The organism is Blautia sp. Marseille-P2398 (assembly GCF_964240315.1).
GTDB classification, from domain to species: domain Bacteria; phylum Bacillota; class Clostridia; order Lachnospirales; family Lachnospiraceae; genus Blautia_A; species Blautia_A wexlerae.
The window spans coordinates 1-22,327 of sequence record NZ_CAXSTD010000006.1 but is presented as its reverse complement, the minus strand read 5'-3'; the positions used below and the strand labels follow the sequence as shown (position 1 = coordinate 22,327).

The 22,327-nt window shown below is 42.4% G+C and carries 23 protein-coding genes and 1 rRNA gene; 22 read left to right on the top strand and 2 right to left on the bottom strand.

The window, feature by feature from the left end; all coding sequences use genetic code 11:
• Positions 1-8 precede the first annotated feature (8 nt).
• A complete protein-coding gene (locus ACESZG_RS08415) occupies positions 9-509 on the bottom strand; it encodes a DUF5721 family protein (RefSeq protein WP_226852705.1) in 501 nt (166 codons plus the stop codon).
• Between the two features lie 254 nt (positions 510-763).
• On the opposite strand from ACESZG_RS08415, the gene ACESZG_RS08410 reads away from it, so the two are divergent.
• Complete coding sequence (locus ACESZG_RS08410; protein ID WP_118633815.1) at positions 764-1,603, top strand: DegV family protein; 840 nt, start codon at positions 764-766, stop codon at positions 1,601-1,603.
• Between the two features lie 74 nt (positions 1,604-1,677).
• On the top strand, positions 1,678-2,151 hold the full coding sequence (locus ACESZG_RS08405; RefSeq protein WP_020993366.1) for a hypothetical protein: 474 nt from the start codon (positions 1,678-1,680) through the stop codon (positions 2,149-2,151).
• 132 nt (positions 2,152-2,283) lie between these two features.
• Here the strand turns inward: ACESZG_RS08405 and ACESZG_RS08400 are convergent, their stop codons facing one another.
• On the bottom strand, positions 2,284-2,484 hold the full coding sequence (locus ACESZG_RS08400; protein ID WP_008705499.1) for a cold-shock protein: 201 nt from the start codon (positions 2,482-2,484) through the stop codon (positions 2,284-2,286).
• Positions 2,485-2,758: 274 nt separating this feature from the next.
• Between ACESZG_RS08400 and ACESZG_RS08395 the strand changes: the two genes are divergently transcribed.
• The 20 genes from ACESZG_RS08395 to ACESZG_RS08300 all read left to right on the top strand — a co-directional run.
• On the top strand, positions 2,759-4,045 hold the full coding sequence (locus tag ACESZG_RS08395) for a dihydroorotase (protein WP_008705497.1): 1,287 nt from the start codon (positions 2,759-2,761) through the stop codon (positions 4,043-4,045).
• 33 nt (positions 4,046-4,078) lie between these two features.
• Positions 4,079-5,005: an orotidine-5'-phosphate decarboxylase gene (gene pyrF, locus ACESZG_RS08390; protein ID WP_008705494.1), complete on the top strand. Its 927-nt coding sequence runs from the start codon at positions 4,079-4,081 to the stop codon at positions 5,003-5,005.
• 10 nt (positions 5,006-5,015) lie between these two features.
• Positions 5,016-5,804: a dihydroorotate dehydrogenase electron transfer subunit gene (locus tag ACESZG_RS08385; protein ID WP_008705492.1), complete on the top strand. Its 789-nt coding sequence runs from the start codon at positions 5,016-5,018 to the stop codon at positions 5,802-5,804.
• Entirely contained in the window at positions 5,804-6,706 is a 903-nt protein-coding gene (locus ACESZG_RS08380) for a dihydroorotate dehydrogenase (protein WP_008705490.1), read from the top strand. The genes ACESZG_RS08385 and ACESZG_RS08380 overlap by 1 nt, the downstream gene beginning before the upstream one ends.
• A 26-nt stretch (positions 6,707-6,732) precedes the next feature.
• Positions 6,733-7,413 (top strand): orotate phosphoribosyltransferase, encoded by a 681-nt coding sequence (gene pyrE / locus ACESZG_RS08375; protein WP_025579488.1) that lies wholly within the window; start codon positions 6,733-6,735, stop codon positions 7,411-7,413.
• A 78-nt stretch (positions 7,414-7,491) separates the two neighbouring features.
• Positions 7,492-7,644 carry a hypothetical protein gene (locus ACESZG_RS08370; RefSeq protein ID WP_022380872.1) on the top strand — a complete coding sequence of 51 codons (153 nt, stop codon included), beginning with the start codon at positions 7,492-7,494 and terminating at the stop codon, positions 7,642-7,644.
• A 25-nt stretch (positions 7,645-7,669) separates the two neighbouring features.
• On the top strand, positions 7,670-8,143 hold the full coding sequence (locus tag ACESZG_RS08365; RefSeq protein ID WP_008705487.1) for a VanZ family protein: 474 nt from the start codon (positions 7,670-7,672) through the stop codon (positions 8,141-8,143).
• Positions 8,127-8,447 carry a DUF6142 family protein gene (locus tag ACESZG_RS08360; protein ID WP_008705486.1) on the top strand — a complete coding sequence of 107 codons (321 nt, stop codon included), beginning with the start codon at positions 8,127-8,129 and terminating at the stop codon, positions 8,445-8,447. The genes ACESZG_RS08365 and ACESZG_RS08360 overlap by 17 nt, the downstream gene beginning before the upstream one ends.
• A 53-nt stretch (positions 8,448-8,500) precedes the next feature.
• Positions 8,501-10,519, top strand: a complete 2,019-nt coding sequence (locus tag ACESZG_RS08355) for an aminopeptidase (RefSeq protein ID WP_173704684.1) — start codon at positions 8,501-8,503, stop codon at positions 10,517-10,519.
• A gap of 233 nt (positions 10,520-10,752) precedes the next feature.
• Entirely contained in the window at positions 10,753-11,253 is a 501-nt protein-coding gene (purE, locus tag ACESZG_RS08350) for a 5-(carboxyamino)imidazole ribonucleotide mutase (RefSeq protein WP_008705484.1), read from the top strand.
• 49 nt (positions 11,254-11,302) lie between these two features.
• Positions 11,303-12,328, top strand: coding sequence for a phosphoribosylformylglycinamidine cyclo-ligase (gene purM, locus ACESZG_RS08345; protein ID WP_008705483.1), 1,026 nt, complete (start codon positions 11,303-11,305; stop codon positions 12,326-12,328).
• Positions 12,322-12,963 carry a phosphoribosylglycinamide formyltransferase gene (gene purN, locus ACESZG_RS08340; protein WP_008705482.1) on the top strand — a complete coding sequence of 214 codons (642 nt, stop codon included), beginning with the start codon at positions 12,322-12,324 and terminating at the stop codon, positions 12,961-12,963. Before purM ends, purN begins: the two co-directional genes overlap by 7 nt.
• A gap of 25 nt (positions 12,964-12,988) precedes the next feature.
• Complete coding sequence (gene purD, locus ACESZG_RS08335; RefSeq protein WP_373217968.1) at positions 12,989-14,263, top strand: phosphoribosylamine--glycine ligase; 1,275 nt, start codon at positions 12,989-12,991, stop codon at positions 14,261-14,263.
• Positions 14,264-14,566: 303 nt separating this feature from the next.
• A complete protein-coding gene (locus ACESZG_RS08330) occupies positions 14,567-15,337 on the top strand; it encodes an SseB family protein (RefSeq protein ID WP_173702414.1) in 771 nt (256 codons plus the stop codon).
• 179 nt (positions 15,338-15,516) lie between these two features.
• Entirely contained in the window at positions 15,517-15,894 is a 378-nt protein-coding gene (locus ACESZG_RS08325; protein WP_020993363.1) for a GntR family transcriptional regulator, read from the top strand.
• Positions 15,895-15,902: 8 nt separating this feature from the next.
• Positions 15,903-18,365, top strand: a complete 2,463-nt coding sequence (locus ACESZG_RS08320; protein WP_173721539.1) for an ATP-dependent Clp protease ATP-binding subunit — start codon at positions 15,903-15,905, stop codon at positions 18,363-18,365.
• 229 nt (positions 18,366-18,594) lie between these two features.
• Positions 18,595-19,008: a hypothetical protein gene (locus ACESZG_RS08315; protein WP_008705473.1), complete on the top strand. Its 414-nt coding sequence runs from the start codon at positions 18,595-18,597 to the stop codon at positions 19,006-19,008.
• Entirely contained in the window at positions 19,002-20,378 is a 1,377-nt protein-coding gene (radA, locus tag ACESZG_RS08310) for a DNA repair protein RadA (protein WP_288674683.1), read from the top strand. Before ACESZG_RS08315 ends, radA begins: the two co-directional genes overlap by 7 nt.
• Before the next feature lie 114 nt (positions 20,379-20,492).
• Complete coding sequence (locus tag ACESZG_RS08305) at positions 20,493-21,152, top strand: HAD family hydrolase (protein ID WP_373217964.1); 660 nt, start codon at positions 20,493-20,495, stop codon at positions 21,150-21,152.
• A gap of 992 nt (positions 21,153-22,144) precedes the next feature.
• Positions 22,145-22,327, top strand: a 16S ribosomal RNA gene (locus ACESZG_RS08300); the annotation flags it as partial.

The window sequence follows — 22,327 nt, the reverse complement described above, 5'->3', positions numbered from 1 at the left end:
GAATCTACTCATAATTTCTCACAGGGAATGTGATGACTGGAGAGAAAAACAGTCATGGAATCATCCCAGAGATGTTCCAGACGTTTATCCGGACTGAATGAAGTATAAGAAACACCTGTTGTACATAAAAGGGACTGGTTCTTGTACTGGATATTCAGATAAAAGCTTTGCACAGGAATATCTGCAATATGCCGTTCATTTTTTAACAACGACTGTGTCTGATCATGAGAAAGTTCAAATACAATCCTGAAATTCAAAGGTGTGCGTCTGCCGCGTATGATAGAAAAACAATAAGGTTTTACATCATGCCAGAGGGAATATTCTGTGGAATTCTCCTCAAAAGCAGCCTTTGTGTCAGTATCAAAGAAATCGTAATGAAGTTTTCCGTTTATGGTAAAAGTGTTGAAGGTTGTCACAGATGCCTCGACAAGAGAAAAACGGTCAAATACCTCACCGATCAGGAGTTTATTCATAAAATCTTTTACATCAGTAATTTTTAAAGCAAGCATACAACACCTCTCTGATAACATGATTTACAGCTGTTCAGAATTAAAAAAATACTTCTGGATTGCTGCATATTTCTGAACATATTTTGTGGATTAGGCAGCGCTTCCTGCACTTTGCGGGAAGCGTCTTTTTATTATAAAGCACTTTTGAAAAAAAGAACAGTGTTTTTATTAAAAAGTCTTTTCAAACGTAAAGCGGTGTGATAAGATATATCTGGTATTGAATACTACATATAATGGAAAAGAGGACGATATAATTGAGATATAAGATTATCATAGATAGTTGTGGAGAACTTTTGGACGAATGGAAGAAAGATGAATGTTTTGAATCCATTCCACTGACTCTGATGGTAGGAGCTGAACAGATCATAGATGATGAAACATTTAATCAGGCAGAGTTTATTGATAAAGTGGCAGCCTGCCCGGAATGTCCGAAATCAGCCTGCCCGTCACCTGAGAGATATATGAGAGCATATGACTGCGAGGCTGAGCATATTTATGCAGTGACTTTGTCTTCTGAGCTGAGTGGTTCCTATAACAGTGCGTTGCTTGGCAGAGATCTTATTATGGAAGACCATCCGGATAAAAAAATACATGTGTTTAATTCACGTTCCGCATCCATCGGGGAAAGCCTGATCGGAATGAAGATACAGGAATGCGAAGAAGCAGGGATGAGTTTTGAAGAAGTTGTTTCAACTGTGGAACATTATATTGAAGGACAGCATACATTTTTTATACTTGAGAATCTTGATACTTTGAGAAAGAACGGTCGTCTGAGCAAAGTGAAAGCGTTAGTGGCCAGTGCATTGAAAATCAAACCGGTCATGGGTTCTACGGATGATGGAAATATCTGCCAGCTGGATCAGGCAAGAGGCATGAATCGTGCTCTGATCAAGCTTGTAGAGCAGGTAATCGAGAAAACCCCGGACAGTGCAGAGAAGGTTCTTGCCATCAGTCACTGCAATTGTCCGGCAAGAGCACAGGTGCTCAAAGAGGCTTTTGAAGAGAGAATGAAACTTGCAAAGATCGTAGTCCTTGATACAGCGGGTGTAAGTTCTATGTATGCAAATGACGGCGGAGTGATCGTTGCAGTATAAACTAATTGTTTTCTTTTGCAGTAAAGTGTGCTATAATCAGAAAATACGAAATATTGATGCAAAGGAGATCTATCATGAGCCAGAAGAAAGTCGATGCTTATAAGGCCAGAAAAGGACTGCATAACAAAACAGACAGAAAAGAAAAAGTACTTTTTGGACTGGAAATGTTTGCCTGGGCATTCATTTGTGTTGTGATTGTTGCATGGATTGGTTATTCTGCATATGTAAAAGTGACAGGAGCCAAAGAGAATGTGGTTCAGAATACAGTAATGGATACTACTGCACTTGACAATTACATTTCGAATCTGTCAACAGATGCATCCGATGGTACAGACAGCACTGATGCAGATACAGCGGAGGAAGAAGATACAACAGCTTCCACTGATACAGACAGTGAAGATGCTGATGCAGCAGACACAACCGCAGATGATTCTGAAACGGAAACCGCAGATAAATCTGAAGAAGCAGATGATACAAATGTAGCAGACGATAAAGCTGCAGAAACAGCAGATTCAACAACGGATGCAGACAGCGCAGATGCTAAATAGAAATTGAATCTCTGATGGATTCACAGAAGAAAAGCAATAAAAAATCCCCGGATAATCCGGGGATTTTTTTGAGGTTTAATCCGTATAGAAAAGTGCGGAATTCAATCCTCTCGCGTTAACAAAAATTATAAATTATAATTTTGTAACGTTTGCAGCCTGCATACCACGAGCACCTTCTGTTAAGTCGTATGTTACAGCCTGTCCTTCTTCAAGGGATTTGAATCCTTCACCATTGATAGCGGAGAAATGTACAAATACGTCTGCACCGTCTTCACCAGTGATAAATCCGTAACCTTTTTCTGCGTTGAACCATTTTACAGTTCCCTTGTTCATGTTGTTACCTCCATAAAAAATAAAAAAATTATATAGTTTCTGGCAAATAAAAAAATCACCAGATTTTACAGATTATATACTGTTATATAATCTCTAAAAACCAGTGACTATACATTAAATAATCCAGATATGAACTGATTATATCTCCCGCATTTTGAATTGTCAAGCAAAAAAGACTGCACATCAGTAAAAAAAGGCTTTATAAAAGAAGAAGTTTCGTGTATTATGTATATCAGAAAGTTATTGTCAAACGACAACGAAGGGAGAGAATTGCATGGGTATTCTGATTCAGGGAGGACGTATCGTAGATGCGGCTACTGACACTGATAAAAAAGGCGATATTTATCTGGAAGATGGCGTGATCACCGAGATCGGTGAGAAACTTAAAATAAAAGATAAAAGCGACAAAGTAATAGATGCGAAGGGATGTCTGGTAATGCCGGGACTGATCGATCTTCACGTTCATTTCAGAGATCCGGGACAGACACAGAAAGAGGATATAGAGACAGGTTCCCGGGCTGCTGCAAGAGGTGGTGTGACAACGGTTGTTGCAATGCCGAATACAACACCGGTAATTGACAGTCCGGATCGTGTAAATTATGTGCATAATAAGGCAAAACAGCTTGCCGGCATTCATGTGCTCCAAGCAGGTGCCATTACGCAGGGGGAGAAGGGACAGGAACTTTCTGATATCGAAGGAATGGTAAAAGCGGGAATCCCGGCATTATCTGAAGACGGCAAATCTGTTATGAATACCAGACTTTGCAAAGAAGCTATGGAAGTGGCAGAGAAATTCAATGTTCCGATTTTTGCTCACTGTGAGGATATTGATCTGCGCGGTGATGGATGTATGAATGAGGATGAGAATGCGCGGAGACTTGGTCTGCCAGGTATCTGCAATGCAGTTGAGGATGTGATCGCAGCGAGAGATATTCTTCTTGCCAGAGAGACAGGGGCAAGACTGCATCTGTGCCATTGTTCCACAGAAGGTGTTGCGAAGATGATGGAGATTGTGAAGGAAGAGGGATTGGACAATATCACAGCAGAGGTTTGCCCGCATCATTTTATCCTCACTTCCGATGATATTAAATGTGATGATCCAAACTATAAGATGAACCCTCCTCTTCGTACGAAGAAAGATGTAGATGCACTGATCCGAGGACTGAAGGATGGTTCCTTTAAAGTGATCAGTACAGATCATGCACCTCATGCAGTGCCGGAGAAGACAGGCTCTATCCGGAATGCGGCTTTTGGCATTGTGGGAATTGAGACAAGCTTTGCATTGTCTTATACTGCACTTGTAGAAACTGGAATTCTTACAATCTCACAGCTTATTGAGAAAATGAGCTGGAACCCAGCACAGATTCTGGGAAGTGACAGAGGTACACTTCAGAAGGGACATCCGGCAGACATTGTCATTGCAGACATTGATCACGAATATAAAATAGATAAAAATGAATTTGCTTCCAAAGGACGCAACACACCATTTGACGGATGGAAAGTAAAGGGAAAAATTCTCTATACAATCTGTGATGGAAAAGTTGTATACCAGAATGCATAAAAATACCATATCAATATTCAGGAGGAAAGACTCATGATCAACAAACTTATTGAAAACATTAAAAAAACAAACGCTCCTATCGTAGTAGGACTGGATCCGATGCTCAACTATATCCCGCAGCATATTCAGAAGAAAGCTTTTTCTGAACTGGGGGAAACATTAGAGGGAGCAGCAGAAGCTATCTGGCAGTATAATAAAGGAATCGTTGATGCGATCAGCGATCTGATCCCTGCAGTGAAACCACAGATCGCAATGTATGAGCAGTTTGGTATTCCGGGCTTAATGGCATATAAGAACACCATTGATTATTGCAAAGAAAAAGGTCTGGTAGTTATTGGAGATATCAAACGAGGTGACATTGGTTCCACATCTGCTGCATATGCAGTCGGACATCTGGGTAAAGTTCAGGTGGGAAGTAACAGAATCGCAGGTTTTGACGAAGATTTTGCGACAATCAATCCATATATGGGATCTGACAGTGTCAACCCGTTTATCGATGTATGTAAAGAAGAGAACAAAGGGCTTTTTGTACTCGTAAAAACATCCAATCCGTCCAGCGGAGAGTTTCAGGACAGAATCATTGACGGACGTCCGCTTTATGAGTGGGTTGGAGAGAAGGTTGCCCAGTGGGGAGAATCACATATGGGAAATGAATACAGCTATGTAGGTGCTGTAGTAGGTGCAACCTATCCGGAAATGGGAAAAACTCTCCGTAAGATCATGCCGAAAACCTTCATCCTGGTACCGGGATATGGTGCACAGGGCGGAAAAGGTGCCGATCTTGTTCATTTCTTTAATGAAGACGGACTTGGTGCGATCGTCAATTCCTCCAGAGGAATCATTGCAGCTTACAAACAGGAAAAATATGCTTCCTTTGGTGAATTAAATTATGCAGATGCATCCCGCCAGGCGGTAAAAGATATGATCGAAGACATCAGTACTGCTTTAAACAATCGCTAGGAGGCATGAAATGAGCGAAAAGACAAGAGAAATCTGCACTGTTGTAAGTCAGGAGAGCATTGGTGCAGGCATTTACAGTATGTGGATCCAGACTGACAGAATTGCAGCAGATGCGAAACCAGGACAGTTTGTATCTCTTTATACAAATGATAAATCCAAAATTCTTCCCAGACCGATCAGTCTTTGTGAGATTGACAAAGAAAATGGCCGTCTTCATCTGGTTTACAGAGTGACCGGACAGGGAACCGGAACCGATGAATTTTCACAGATGAAAGCCGGAGATACCATTCCGGTACTGGGACCTCTGGGAAATGGTTTTCCTGTAGAGAAGGCTGAGGGGAAAAAAGTTTTCCTTATGGGTGGTGGAATCGGTGTTCCTCCGATCCTGGAACTTGCAAAGCAGATGAAATGTGAGAAAAAACAGATCATTGCAGGATACAGGGACTGTCATACGTTCCTCAGAGAGGAATTTGAGGCGGCGGGAACACTTTATATTGCCACAGAGGATGGCAGTGTGGGAACAAAAGGCAATGTTATGGATGCTATCAGAGAGAATGCTCTGGAAGCGGACGTGATCTATGCCTGCGGACCAACTCCGATGCTTCGTGCAATCAAGAAATATGCCGAAGAAAATGGGATTGAATGTTATATTTCCCTGGAGGAACGTATGGCATGCGGAATCGGTGCCTGCCTTGCCTGTGTGTGCAAATCCAGAGAAAAAGATGCACATAGCAATGTGAATAATAAGAGAATCTGCAAGGATGGCCCGGTATTTCTTTCTACGGAGGTGGAAATCTGATGGATATGAGTGTAAATATTGCCGGCGTAGAGTGGAAAAATCCGGTAACAGTGGCATCCGGAACCTTTGGTTCAGGAGCAGAATTTGCTGATTATGTAGATATTAATAAGCTGGGAGCAGTGACAACCAAGGGCGTAGCCAATGTCCCGTGGGCCGGAAATCCGACTCCGCGTGTGGCTGAAGTTTACGGAGGCATGATGAATGCGATTGGTCTGCAGAATCCTGGTATCGATCTTTTCTGTGAGAGGGATATTCCTTTTTTGAAACAGTATGATACAAAGATCATTGTAAATGTATGCGGTCATGCGCCGGAAGAATATCTGGCAGTGGTGGAACGTTTGGCAGATCAGCCAATTGATATGATGGAGATTAATATTTCCTGCCCGAATGTAAACGCAGGATTCCTTGCATTTGGTCAGGATGCACATCATGTAGAGGAACTTACCGCTCAGATCAAAAAGATTGCAAAACAGCCTGTGATCATGAAGTTAACACCGAATGTCACAGATATCACAGAGATTGCAAAAGGTGCGGAAGCAGGCGGTGCAGATGCGGTATCCCTGATCAATACACTGACAGGAATGAAGATTGATATCAACAGGAAGACTTTTGCGCTTGCAAATAAAACCGGTGGTGTTTCCGGACCGATCGTGAAACCGATTGCTGTCCGTATGGTTTATCAGGTTGCACAGGCAGTCAATATCCCGATCATCGGAATGGGCGGAATTTCCTGCGCAGAGGATGCAATTGAGTTTATTCTTGCAGGAGCCAGCGCAGTATCTGTGGGTACGGCAAATTTCCACAATCCGGCAGTGACACTGGAAGTGATCGATGGAATTGAAGCGTACATGAAGAAGAATGGATTCAATTCCGTAAAAGAGATGGTTGGTATTGTAAAATAAAACAGATACAGGAGGCATAACATAAGATGGAACAGTATAAACAGGAATTTATTGAATTTATGGTAGACAGTGAAGTTCTGAAATTCGGAGAATTCACCCTTAAAAGCGGAAGAAAGTCCCCGTTTTTTATGAATGCAGGCGGATATGTGACAGGTTCTCAGTTAAAGAAACTGGGTGAGTACTACGCACATGCCATTCATGATAAATATGGCGATGATTTCGATGTGCTTTTCGGACCTGCATATAAGGGAATCCCGTTAAGTGTTGTAACTGCAATTGCATTCAGCGAATTATATGGAAAAGAAATCCGCTACTGTTCAGACCGTAAGGAAGAAAAAGACCATGGTGCAGATAAGGGAAGCTTCCTCGGAAGTAAATTAAAAGACGGCGATCGTGTAGTGATGATCGAAGATGTAACAACATCCGGTAAATCCATGGAAGAGACAGTACCGAAGGTAAAAGGTGCGGCTGATGTGGAAATCGTCGGTCTTATGGTTTCTCTGGACCGCATGGAAGTCGGAAAAGGCGGCGTGAAGTGTGCCCTTGACGAAGTCCATGACCTTTATGGGTTTGAAACAAATGCGATTGTTACAATGAAAGAGGTCATTGAACATCTTTATAATAAAGAATATAAAGGAAAAGTAATCATTGACGATACATTGAAAGCCGCAATCGACGCATATTATGAGCAGTACGGTGCAAAATAAGCAAATACAGGTAACAGCGATTTATAAATAAGATATCATGATCTGCGAAAGCAGATCATGATACTGATGAGGACGATTATGAACGAAAAAATTTATAAAACCATGTCTTCCACAGGAGCCTGCAGTCTGACAGTCGGGATCATTGTACTGGCAACGGGAATCGTAACAGGGATCATGATGATCGTAAACGGTGCAAGACTGCTGAAAAAGAAATCAGAGATATTGATATAAAAGGCTTCAGAAACAGGAGAAAACATTGAAAAAAGAAACGAAGCATATCATACGGACACTGGGAACCATTTTGTTTATCCTGTATGTTCTGGCACTGATTTATTTTCTGTTCTTTTCAGAAGAATACGGAAGAGCAGCAATGGAAGAAAGACAGTACAGATATAATCTGATACCGTTTGTTGAGATAAGGCGTTTCTGGGTATACAGGAAACAGCTTGGACTTATGGCGGTAGTTACAAATCTTTTTGGAAATGTAATTGGTTTTCTTCCATTTGGATTTATACTGCCGGTTATTCTGGACAAAATGAGAAGCGGATGGCTGATCGTACTGGCAGGATTTGGGCTTAGTGTTACGGTAGAGGTCATCCAGCTTATTACAAAGGTTGGGTGCTTTGACGTAGATGATATGATATTGAATACAGCAGGGGCGGCTCTGGGATATCTGCTTTTTTTTATCTGCGATCACCTGAGGAGAAAAATTTATGGCAAAAAGATATAGATATGCGTTTGCAAAGAAAAGAGAGGCACAGCAGGGAAAACTGTCAGCAGTGCTGGCGGCTGTTTCACTGGTTTTATTTGTGACTGCAGTTTTGCTGGCATTTTTTTTGCAGGGACAATACGGATATATTGTAGGCGGGATCAGTCTTTGCGCAATGCTTCTGTCTGTATATGGATTTGCGATGGGACTGAAAAGCTTTTCAGAAGAAAACCGGACACACAAAGCAGGTATGATCGGCTCTATTGCAAACGGAATCATAATGATCGGATGGCTGGGAATCTTTCTGATGGGAATTTCCGGCTGATTAACAGGGAAGTCTGATAGAAAAAGGAGAAATATAGTTTGGACGAATGGGTTATGGAACGGTATGAACTGGCGAAAGAAAGAATCGCTCAGATACCGGACGAGAAAATGGCAGAAGAACCGTACTGCGATTTTTTTACAAAAGAAGCAATGTTTTTACAGCAGGTGATTCATGTGATGGACCATGGAATTGCGGGGAAAAATCTTGAAGAACTTCAGGAACAGAATCATGAATTATATCAGGATATTCTGCCCGAAAATTATGAAAATTCTTATGGAAATCCTGCATATGCACAGAAAATGCTGGGAGAATACGGAAAAGTATTTACCTTTCTTTATACAGAACTTTATGGCACGATTGCTTATGCGTTTGAAAAAAAAGCATGGGATCTTACGGTTGTACTTGAATTGTTTCTGGAAATCTATTCTGCATTTACGCAGGAAGAAATTCCTGCTGAGAAACAGGTGAAAGAAATTCTCGTTTCCTATGTGAATGACTACTGCCAGGATATGGTGGAAAATCGGATCAGAGAGGCGATTGATCCTGAGAATAATTTTGTGGTTGAAATGATCATGGATTCTGATCTGAGCGATCTGAGTTATCTGTATCAGTCCGGCGAATATGTATCGGAAAATGAACTGAAAACAGCAGAATTTATGAATTCACTTTCCCAGAGGGAAATTGATGAGATGGCACGTACTTATACAGAAGGCTATCGGATGGGATTCATCACAGGAAGAAAAGATATTACAAAGAAGAAAACGGTTAATATACGTTATCATCTTGGCTTTGAGCGTATGGTAAAAGCGGCTGTTCTTCAGTTCCGGGAGATGGGGCTGCAGACGGTTATTTACCGCCATGCACTTCATGCGGTGAACAGACGGAATCAGTTCAGAAATGGATTTACAGGAGGAATTGCAAATCCGCAGTTTGATTATGACCACAGACAGGACAGTGCGCTGTTTCTGAATCCGGATTTTGTAAAGCGTAAACTTCGTGCCATGCAGACTTCTTATGATGAATATGCAGATCTGGCAGATGTACATGGCGGACCGGCTGTGATCGAGACATTTGGAGAGAAGCCGTTTTCACCGGTAAGTAAACCGGAAAGCTGGGCGTTTACAGAAGCACAGCAGAAGCTTCAGCTGGAACTGGACAATGAATCCGGTCAAATCACAAATCGTTATATCAAAGGTGAGGAAAGAAGTTTTACGATCATTGCTTATCCGATACCTGAGATCGGAGAGGATTTTCCGGAAATTTTCCGCGAGATCGTAAAGATCAATACATTGGATTATAAGAAATATCAGAAGATCCAGCAGACGATCATAGATACTCTTGATACCTGTGAATGGGTGGAAATCAAGGGAAAGGGAGAGAATGAGACAGATCTGCTCATTCATCTTCATACATTAACAGATGCGAAAACACAGACAAATTTTGAGAACTGTGTGGCAGATGTAAATATTCCTCTGGGTGAAGTATTTACTTCACCGGTGCTTGCAGGAACAGGCGGAATGCTTCATGTTTCAAAAGTATATCTTAACGGACTGCAGTTTTGTGACCTGAAGCTTGTGTTTGACTGCGGACAGGTGATCGATTACAGCTGTTCTAATTTTGAGACAGAGGAAGAGAACCGTAAATATATTGAAGATAATATTCTGTTCCATCATCCGAAACTTGCAATGGGAGAATTTGCAATCGGAACTAATACAACAGCTTATGTGGCAGCGCAGAAATATAATATCGCAGACAAACTTCCGATTCTGATCGCGGAGAAAATGGGACCGCATTTTGCAGTTGGTGATACCTGTTACAGTTGGTCAGAAGATACTCCGGTCTATAATCCGGATGGTAAAGAGATCATCGCAAGAGACAATGAGATTTCCGAGATGCGAAAAGAAGACGTCAGCCTTGCTTATTATGGATGTCACACAGATATTACGATCCCATATGACGAACTGGGAAGCATCCGTACGATTGATGATGAGGGGGATATGATCTCTATTATTGAAGATGGAAGATTTGTCCTTCCGGGTACGGAAGCTCTGAACGAGCCGTTTGGGGAATAAAGGCATTTTCCTATTAAGTTCGGAATACAAAAAAATTTATTAGTTCGTTAAAATATTTCTTTGCATTAATTTTATTGACAGAAAAAGGGAATCTTAGTAGAATCTACGGTTAGAGAGGGTTTTGATAAAATCTTTTCTGACCGTACTTTTTTTATCAATAAAATAAAAACAAAGTCCCGGACAGATAAAATCTGGTCTGTCTGAGAATACTTGAGAAGAAAAGGAGAATAATCATGGCAAAAGTAGGAATTGTGATGGGCAGCGACTCAGATATGCCGATCATGAGCAAAGCAGCAGACATTCTGGAGAAACTGGGAATTGATTACGAGATAAAGATCATTTCCGCACACAGGGAACCGGATGTCTTTTTTGAATATGCAAAAACAGCAGAGGAAAAAGGCTTTAAAGTAATCATTGCAGGTGCAGGAATGGCAGCTCATCTGCCGGGAATGTGCGCAGCAATCTTCCCGATGCCGGTTATCGGAATTCCTATGCACACCACTTCTCTGGGAGGAAGAGATTCCCTTTATTCTATCGTACAGATGCCGTCAGGAATCCCGGTTGCAACAGTCGCTATCAACGGAGGCGCAAACGCAGGACTTCTGGCAGCTAAGATACTTGCAACATCAGATGAGGAACTTCTTGCAAAATTAAAGGCTTACAGCCAGGAATTAAAAGAACAGGTGGAAGCAAAAGACGCAAGATTACAGGAAGTCGGATATAAAAATTACTAAGATAACTCAGGTCCATAAACAGGATCAGGGGTAAAAACGGAGGATTATCATGGATTACAAGACCGCTGGAGTAGATATTGAAGCAGGATATAAATCAGTAGAGCTGATGAAAGAGCATGTAAAGAGAACCATGCGTGAAGAAGTGCTGGGAGGACTGGGAGGATTTTCCGGTGCCTTTTCTCTTGCTAAGATCAAAGAAATGGAAGAACCGGTATTATTATCAGGTACAGATGGATGTGGAACTAAAGTAAAACTTGCTATGGTTATGGACAAGCATGACACCATTGGCATTGATGCAGTTGCCATGTGTGTCAATGATATTGCATGTGCAGGCGGAGAACCATTATTCTTCCTTGATTATATTGCATGTGGTAAGAATTATCCGGAAAAGATTGCAGCTATCGTAGGCGGCGTTGCAGAAGGCTGTGTGCAGTCAGATGCAGCTCTGATCGGTGGTGAGACAGCAGAGCATCCGGGACTGATGCCGGAAGACGAATATGACCTGGCTGGTTTCGCAGTAGGTGTCTGCGATAAAAAAGAGATGATCACAGGTGAAGAACTGAAAGCAGGAGATGTTTTGATCGGTATGGCATCCACAGGTGTTCACAGTAACGGATTTTCTCTTGTCCGTAAAGTTTTTGATATGACAAAGGAATCTCTTGATACTTATTATGAAGAACTTGGAACAACACTTGGTGAAGCACTTCTGGCACCAACCAGAATCTATGTAAAAGCATTAAAGAGCATTAAAAATGCCGGAGTTCGTGTGCACGCATGCAGTCATATCACAGGCGGCGGTTTTTATGAAAATATTCCGAGAATGCTTAAAGAGGGAACACGTGCAGTTGTGGAAAAGAACAGCTATCCGGTACTTCCAATCTTCAAACTTCTTGCTGAAAAAGGCAATATTGATGAACAGATGATGTACAATACTTATAACATGGGACTTGGAATGATCCTTGCTGTAGATGCAGCAGATGTGGACAAAACAATGGAAGCGATCAAAGCAGCAGGTGACACTCCGTATGTAGTAGGACGTATCGAAGATGGTGAAAAGGGAGTGACTTTATGTTAAAAGTCGGTGTACTGGTTTCAGGAGGCGGCACGAATCTGCAGGCTATCCTGGATGCCATTGACTGTGGAAAGATTACAAATGCAGAAGTTTCTCTGGTTATCAGCAATAATCCGAAGGCTTATGCGCTGGAGAGAGCGAAGAACCATAACATAGAAGCCGTATGTATTTCTCCGAAACAGTATGAAAGCAGAGAAGAATTTCACAAAACACTTCTGGAAAAGCTGAAAGAGAGTGGCGTAGAGCTTATCGTTCTGGCAGGATTCCTCGTAGCAATCCCGCCGATGATCGTGGAAGCATATCCAAATAAGATCATTAATATCCATCCGTCACTGATTCCGTCTTTCTGCGGAGTTGGTTATTACGGACTTCATGTGCATGAGAAAGCGTTAGCAAGAGGGGTTCGTGTTACAGGCGCTACGGTACATTTCGTTGATACTGGCACAGATACCGGTCCGATTATTCTTCAGAAAGCAGTGAAAATTAAATCTGATGACACTCCGGAAGTTCTCCAGAGACGTGTCATGGAGAAAGCAGAGTGGAAAATTCTTCCTAAGGCAATCAATCTCATTGCCAATGGCAAGGTGAAGGTTGTGGATGGAAGAGTGGAAATAGAAGAATACGATACGGAAGAGTAGATACAAAAAGGAGCGGCAAGATAAAATGAAAGTCTTAATTGTAGGTAGCGGTGGCAGAGAACATGCGATTGCATGGAGTGTTTCAAAAAGCCCGAAAGTAGATAAAATTTATTGTGCACCTGGAAATGCAGGAATCGCAGAGCTTGCAGAATGTGTAGATATCGGTGCAATGGAATTTGAGAAACTTGCTGATTTTGCACAGGAAAAAGAAATCGATCTTACGATCATTGGCATGGATGATCCGCTGGTCGGTGGTGTCGTAGATGTATTTGAGGCCCGCGGTCTGAAAGTATTCGGACCAAGAAAGAACGCTGCGATCCTTGAGGGATCTAAAGCTTTCTCGAAAGATTTAATGAAGAAATATAATATCCCGACAGCAGCATATGAGAATTTTGATGATCCTGAGAAAGCACTGGAATATCTCCGCACAGAAGCCAGATTTCCAATTGTCCTGAAGGCTGATGGTCTTGCACTCGGCAAGGGAGTACTGATCTGTCAGGATCTGAAAGAGGCAGAAGATGGCGTAAAAGAGATCATGGAAGATAAGAAATTCGGAAATGCCGGAAATACCATGGTCATCGAAGAATTTATGACAGGACGTGAAGTCTCTGTGTTATCATTTGTAGATGGAAAAACTATCCGTACAATGACATCCGCACAGGATCACAAACGCGCTCAGGACGGTGATCAGGGATTGAATACGGGCGGAATGGGAACTTTCTCCCCGAGTCCGTTCTACACAGAAGAGGTAGATGAATTCTGCAGGAAATATGTATATCAGCCGACAGTGGACGCAATGGCTGCAGAAGGACGCCCATTTAAGGGAATCATTTTCTTTGGTCTTATGCTTACCGCAGATGGCCCGAAGGTATTGGAATATAATGCACGCTTCGGAGATCCGGAAGCACAGGTAGTCCTGCCACGTATGAAGAATGATATCATTGAAGTAATGGAAGCTTGCGTAAATGGAACACTGGACCAGGTAGACCTTCAGTTCGAGGATAATGCAGCAGTGTGCGTAGTACTTGCAAGTGATGGATATCCTGTAAAATATGAAAAAGGTATCCCAATGTACGGCTTTGAGAACTTCAAAGGTAAGGATGGTTATTATTGTTTCCATGCAGGAACCAAATTAAAAGATGGTCAGATCGTAACCAACGGAGGTCGTGTCCTGGGAATCACAGCTACAGGAAAAGACCTGAAGGAAGCAAGAAAAAATGCCTATGAAGCCACAGAGTGGATCACATTTGCAAATAAATATATTCGCCATGATATTGGTAAGGCAATTGATGAAGCATAAATAATTTTGAGGTGCTGCAGTTTCAGAAAAAATGTATTTTGGATGATTACTGTAAAACAGATCAGAAAACAGAAAGGTTTAAAACCAGACCGGACTGTTTTCTGATTTTTTTGTAAATGTTTTTGCATAAATAATATAGGCTATTTTCTTTACTTTTCATGCAATCTGTTATAAAATAAAACAGTGCTGTAAAACAGAAACGTAATCGAACTCCGGACAGCAGGGGAAAATTTATGAACAGAAATTATGTAGATAAGAAAATACAGAAGATCATAAAAGAAATGAGACAGAGAGGATAAGAGCATGGGAATCAGCAAAGAAGAAGCAATCAAAGAATTACAGACCAGAGAGGAGATTTTTGTGGCATATTCACAGGCTACAAAGCTTCCGTATGTGAAATGTGATGAAGAGACATTTAATGATCAGGCATGGATTTTTTCAACAGAAGAAGGAATCAAAGAATTCGGCAAAAAAATGCTGGAAGAAAAGGTTCTTCTTATGGGTATGAAATTTACCAAGAAGGATTATCCCAGATTATATGGAACTTTCTATGCAATTGGCGTAAATACAGTTGTATGGGTAGATGGTGAAGATAAGATTGAGATTGATCTTACTGATATTGCAAAACAGGCAGATATGAGCAAGATTGAGCCGGCTAAGAGACCGCTTCTGAATCCTACACTGGAGCTTTCCGGCATTTACTTTATGCAGGAACTCCGCCGTCCGGTAGAGAAGGATCAGCATGGAAATCTTCGTGAGCTTGAGGAAGAACTGATCGTAAACCTGAAGAAATCCGAATATCTGGTTGCTATGAATGTAGACCCTGAAGATCCTAAGAAGATCAATATTCCGTATCTCAAAAATAAAAAAGAAGAAATTCTCCAGCCTGTATTTACAGACGTTATGGAACTTGAGAAGTTTACAAAAGGTCAGAAGCTGCGTATTGCGAAAGTACCGTTTGCAAAACTTCCGGAGCTGTTAATCGATAAGGCAATGGCTTATGCAGTTAATCCATTAGGCTTTAACCTTGTTCTGAACAGAGAACAGCTCAATAAGATCATTGGCTTAAAATAATCAAGTCATGTAGATGAAATTCAGTTGACCGAAAGAAGATAAAGGGTGTGCATGCTGTGTGAGAACATGGCAGTACACCCCTTTTTGTTTTGAAAAATAATACAGCAATACGTCTTTCTGTTGCAAAAAATGTTGGTTTGTGCTAGGATATGTGTAACACAAAAAGGAGAAGAAAACGTATGATGATAGAAATAGATTTCAGCAGTGATGAAGCCATTTACATCCAGCTGACCAATCAGATCATCATGGGGATTGCTACGTCAAGACTGCAGGAGGGAGATACACTGCCATCAGTGAGACAGCTTGCAGATACAGTTGGGATAAATATGCATACAGTAAATAAAGCATATTCACTGTTGCGACAGGAGGGATTTGTCACTATCGACCGCAGACGTGGTGCAGTGATTTCTATTGATGTAAATAAACGGAAAGCATTGGAAGAACTGAAACAGAATCTCATGGTGGCGCTTGCGAAAGGATGTTGCAAGAGCGTAAGCAGAGAGGAAGTACATCAGCTTATTGATGAGATTTTTGACGAATATGATGAAAACAGATAGGAGAGGACATGGAGAGACAATTTACCAGACAGGCAGAGAATGCCCTCAAATTGGCAAAGACAACTGCGAAAACCTGTGGACATGGATATATCGGAACAGAACATCTTCTTGCAGGTCTTTTGAAAGAACCTGAAGGCACTGCGGGAAAAGTGCTGCAGGAATTTAACGTAGAAGAAGAAAAACTCAGGGAACTTATCAGTAGCCTGGTTACACCGGTTCAGGGCAATACTGCGGCAGCAGAAACAAAAGATCCCCAGTACAGCCCGAGAGCAAGAAGGATCATTGAACAGGCGAAGGAAGATGCTGAGAGTATGGAATGTCTTTGCGGAACAGAGCACCTGTTGCTTTCGCTTCTGAAAGAGACAGACTGCGTAGCAACCAGACTGCTTTTTACAATGGGAGTAAATATCCAGAAGTTGTTTGCGGCTATCCTGACAGCTATGGGATTTGACAATGATACCATTGCAGAGGAATTTCAGTACGCAAGGAATGCGGGAAACAAAAAAGTGACCAGTACCCCTACGCTGGATCAGTACAGTCGTGACCTGACACAGCTTGCAGCAGAGGGAAAACTGGATCCTGTGATAGGGCGTGATAAAGAAATTACCAGACTGATTCAGATTCTGAGCAGACGTACGAAGAATAATCCGTGTCTGACAGGGGAACCCGGAGTAGGTAAGACTGCCATTGTAGAGGGACTTGCACAGCGCATCGTTATGGGAATGGTTCCGGATACAGTGAAGGATAAGCGTCTTGTTGTGTTAGATCTTTCCGGCATGGTTGCGGGAAGCAAATACAGAGGTGAATTTGAGGAACGCATTAAGAATGTGATCCAGGAAGTAAAAGAACATCAGGGAATTCTGCTGTTCATTGATGAAATCCATACCATCATCGGAGCAGGTGGAGCGGAGGGAGCACTGGATGCTTCTAATATCCTGAAACCTTCTCTTTCCAGAGGTGAGATTCAGCTTATCGGCGCGACTACTCTGGAGGAATACCGTAAATATATTGAAAAAGACGCAGCATTGGAACGAAGATTCCAGCCTGTGACAGTGGAAGAACCATCTTCAGAGGAGACTGTTGAGATCCTTAAAGGTCTGCGTCCATATTATGAGAAACATCATGGGGTAAAGATTGAAGATGAGGCACTTGAGGCAGCAGTAAAAATGTCACAAAGATATATCAATGACCGTTTCCTTCCGGATAAGGCAATTGATATTATTGATGAAGCAGCATCAAAGGTTCAGCTTGCGGGTTATCAGTCAGCACCTGAAATGGAACAATATGAACTGGAACTGAATGAACTTCGTGAGGAGAAAGAACAGGCAGTTAAGACTGCAGATATTGAACGCGCAAAAAAAGCACAGGTACGCCAAAATGAAGTGGAAGCCGAAATGGAGAAAATCCGCATTAAGACTGAACGTAGAAATAAGAGGAAGAAACTTGTTGTAGATGAAGCTGCTATTGCAGAGACGATTTCTGACTGGACAAAGATTCCTCTTCAGAAACTGACAGAGGGAGAAACCAAACGTCTTGCTCGTCTGGAGAAAGAACTTCATAAACGTGTGATCGGACAGGATGAGGCAGTGAAAGCTGTTGCGCAGGCAGTGAAACGGGGAAGAGTAGGACTTAAAGATCCGAACCGTCCCATTGGTTCTTTCCTTTTCCTTGGACCTACAGGTGTTGGTAAGACAGAACTTTCCAAGGCTCTGGCAGAAGCTGTCTTTGGAAGTGAACAGGCGATGATTCGTGTAGATATGTCCGAATATATGGAGAAACACAGTGTCTCCAAGCTGATCGGTTCTCCTCCGGGATATGTAGGATATGAAGAAGGCGGCCAGCTCAGTGAGAAGGTCCGCAGAAATCCGTACAGTGTATTGCTTTTTGATGAGATTGAGAAGGCACATCCGGATGTGTTTAATATACTTTTACAGGTGCTGGATGACGGTCATATTACAGATGCACAGGGAAGAAAAGTCGACTTCAAACAGACGATTATTATTATGACTTCCAACGCAGGGGCACAGGCGATCATGGAACCGAAACGTCTGGGATTCATGTCTGATAATGATGAGAAGAAAGACTATGAACGAATGAAAGGCGGTGTGATGGAAGAAGTGCGCCGGATTTTCAAACCGGAGTTCCTGAACCGAATTGACGATATCATGGTGTTCCATGTGCTGAATAAAGAAGATATCCGGAAAATTGTGACATTGCTTCTTAAAACACTGGAGAAACGATGTGCAGAACAGATGGAAATTCATCTTACAGTGACAAATGCTGTGAAAGATTTTATTGCAGAAAAAGGTTCTGATAATAAATATGGTGCCAGACCGCTGCGTCGTGCAATTCAGAGTAAGATAGAAGATGCGCTTGCAAACGAGATTCTGGAAGGCAGAGTAAAACGTGGAGATAGTGTACAGGTGAAACTTCATAAAAACGAGATTGCATTTGAAGTGAAAAAACAGTAGAAATCTCTGAGCAGACAGATATTTACAATTAAAGCAGAGGACTCACATGATTCACAGAAATTGTGAAATTAGTATAAAAAAATCAGTGAGATACTGGTCAAAAAAGTGAATGTATTATATAATAAGCACATAAAATGTCGGAAAAGTACAGAGATAGTGAAAAACTGTACGGCATCGGCAGATGAACCGGTGGAGCGGCAAACAAAAGAGTCTTAGGAGGACATAGGAAATGGCAGTAGTAAAAGAATTAATCCGTACAGAAGAGAATGGAGCAATCAGCTTTGGTGACTATGAGCTTGCACAGAAGTCTAAATTATCAGACTATCAGCATCAGGGCGATATGTATAAAGTAAAAACTTTTAAGGAGATTACCAAGCTCGAGAGAAACGGAATGTTCGTTTACGAATCAGTTCCGGGAACAGCAGTATTTAATCTTACACAGAGTGAAGCTCAGATGGATTTCCATGTAGAGGGACCGGAAGATGCACAGATCACAGTGGAGATGGAGCCGGATACAGAATATGAAGTATTTATTGAGCAGGCAAGCACAGGTAAGATGAAAACAAACCTGGGCGGTAAACTTTCCTTTAGCGTGGAACTTGGCAATGCTGCAAGAGTAGAAGTAAAGATTGTAAAATGCTGAAAAATAAAAAGACGGTATATTTTTGCCAGGAGTGCGGATATGAATCCGCAAAATGGATGGGGCAGTGCCCGGGATGCAAGTCCTGGAACACCTTTGTGGAAGAGACAGTTTCCACAAAGAAGCCATCCTCTTCCGGAGCAATGAAATCATCAGAAAAAAGGCAGGAACCGGTGATCCTTAAAGACATCAGCCTGTCAGAAGATGAACGGCAGACAACTCAGATTGGTGAACTTGACAGGGTGCTGGGCGGCGGTATCGTCCCCGGCTCCCTTGTTTTAGTGGGAGGAGATCCGGGAATCGGAAAATCAACGCTGCTTTTACAGGTGTGCAGGAATCTGGCAGAGAAGCAGGTTTCGGTCCTTTATATTTCAGGCGAGGAATCTCTGAGACAGATTAAGCTGAGAGCTAATCGTATCGGGCAGTTTACGGATAAGATGCAGCTTTTATGTGAGACGAACCTGGAAGTGATACGCGAGGTGATCGAGCGCAGGAAACCGGATGTGGTTGTGATCGACTCCATTCAGACTATGTTTCACGAAGATGTAAGTTCGGCACCGGGAAGTGTCTCTCAGGTGAGAGAATCTACCAATATCCTTATGCAGATCGCAAAGGGGATGGGGGTGTCCATTTTTATTGTAGGTCATGTGACGAAAGAAGGAAATGTGGCAGGCCCGAGGGTTCTGGAACATATGGTGGATACGGTGCTTTATTTTGAAGGCGACCGGCATGCTTCTTATCGTATCCTGCGTGCGGTGAAGAATCGTTTTGGATCTACGAATGAGATTGGTGTTTTTGAAATGTGTAATACAGGTCTTGAGGAAGTGAAGAATCCGTCGGAATATATGCTGAATGGCAGACCGGAGGATGCGTCGGGTTCTGTTGTGGCGTGTTCTATGGAAGGAACCCGGCCGATTCTGGTTGAAATCCAGGCACTTGTGTGCCAGAGTAATTTCGGGATTCCAAGGCGGACAGCAGTGGGAACAGATTTTAACAGGGTGAATCTCCTTATGGCCGTGCTTGAGAAGAAAGTCGGACTCCGTCTGGCTGCATCGGATGCTTATGTCAATATTGCAGGGGGAATGAAGATGACAGAGCCGGCAATCGACCTTGGGATCTGTCTGGCGATTGTTTCCAGTGCGAAGGATATTGTGATTCCTGATAATATGATGGTGTTTGGCGAGGTTGGCCTGAGTGGTGAAATCCGAGCAGTGAGTATGGCGGGCCAGCGTGTGCAGGAGGCGAAAAAACTGGGATTTGGAACAGTTGTGCTTCCGGAAGTGTGTAGGTCTTCTGTTGGAAAAGTGGAAGGAATCAACCTGGTTTATGTGTCACAGATTCGTGATGCGATTGGTTATATTATGAAAAAATAGATTGTCAGACTACTGGCTTATATATGGTTTGAATAAGTCGATCAGACTGTCGTCAAAGATATTTTTGCCTGAGAAAGTCTGCTGACAGAGAGAAAGAGGAAAGGATCAAAAGTTATGGCGAGTGGGATTGATACAGTGATATTTGATATGGATGGAGTGATTTTTGATTCGGAGATTCTTGTGCTTCAAGCGTGGAAAGAAGTGGCAGAACGTCATGGAATCGCAGGAGTTGAGGCGGCATGTCATGAGTGTCTGGGAACAAACAGTGTTGTGAGTAAAGGGGTTTTTCTGAAGCATTATGGTGAAGATTTTCCGTATGAGGAATATAAAGCGGAGATGGCAGAGGTGTTTTTCAGTCATGCTTCCGGAGGTAAACTGGCAAAGAAGCCGGGGGTTGAGGAGCTTTTGAAATATCTGAAGATGAGGGGATTTAAGATTGGGCTTGCCAGTTCTACTCGGGAGGCACTGGTGCGTTCGGAGATTTCAGATGGCGGGCTGCTGGGATATTTTGATCAGATTATCGGGGGAGATATGGTGGAACGGAGTAAGCCGGAACCGGATATTTTTCTGGAGGCTTGCAGACGACTGGGGACCAGACCGGAGAATTGTTATGTGATTGAGGATTCTCATAATGGAATCAGGGCGGCTTATGCAGCAGGGATGCATCCGATCATGGTGCCGGATCTGATGGAGGTGACGGAGGAGATGAAGGAGTTGGCGGAGGAGATTTTTGAGTCGCTTTATGAGGTGGTGGATTTTTTGGAGATTCGGTAAAAGGGATGTGAAGGGACGCAAGCTCAAATCATTCTCTTCGGCTCGGTTTCGGGCCTTAAGAAAAACTAAGCCCGGGAAGATCAGCTAAGAGGGACGCAAGCTCAAATCATTCTCTTCGGTTCGGTTTCGGGCCTTAAGAAAAGCTAAGCCCCGGAAAATCTGCTAAAAGCATTCACAGATAACTCAAACTCGCCGCAAAGCGGCTCAGACAGTGAGTGATCTGCGAATAACGCAGATTTCCCGGGGCTAAGTTTTTCTAAAAGCCCTGCAAATGTCGCCGAAGAGAATGATTTGAGCTTGCTGGCTGTTGGCTGTGACAGAGATGGCTGAAAGAGAAGCGGGATGGTGGTTTGTTAGTTTGGCGGAATAGAAAAGTTTCCTACATATAGTATGAATGGGACGGAAAAGCTGGGGTGTTGTGTATATATGGTATGTGGGTGCTGCAATATAGGAAGGATAGATGGGGAGGATGGTTGGAATTCCGGTGTCAGATAGACTGGATGTCTGTTGGGAATTTAGTGGAGATTAGGGTGAAAATATAAAAAGTTTGTCAAATTATGAAATTAACTGTTGACAGGGACTGCTTTCGGTGTTATATTAGTTGAGCTGTCGGAAATAATTGTTTCTTAGAAAGAGACAATTTAAGATAATTTCTGAAATAAAAAAGAAATTAAAAAAAGTGCTTGACAACTTAAAACGAATATGTTAAAGTAATCAAGTCGCTTGAACAGAGCCGACAATCACAGATCAGAAGAACAGTCCGGAAATCCGGAAGAGTTCGAAAAACTTTGAAAAAACTTGAAAAAAGTTCTTGACAAAGAAAAAGAGATGTGATAAAGTAAACAAGCTGTCGCAAGACAGACAACCTTGATAACTAAACAGTGAAACACATACGATTCTCGAAAATTCTTTACATTTTTAAGAACGGTTTAAAAAACCAAAAACAGTAAAACGAGAGATAGCTAGTTGTTATCTTGAGTGAGTCAAACATTTAATCAGAGAGTTTGATCCTGGCTCAGGATGAACGCTGGCGGCGTGCTTAACACATGCAAGTCGAACGGGAATTACTTTATTGAAACTTCGGTCGATTTAATTTAATTCTAGTGGCGGACGGGTGAGTAACGCGTGGGTAACCTGCCTTATACAGGGGGATAACAGTCAGAAATGGCTGCTAA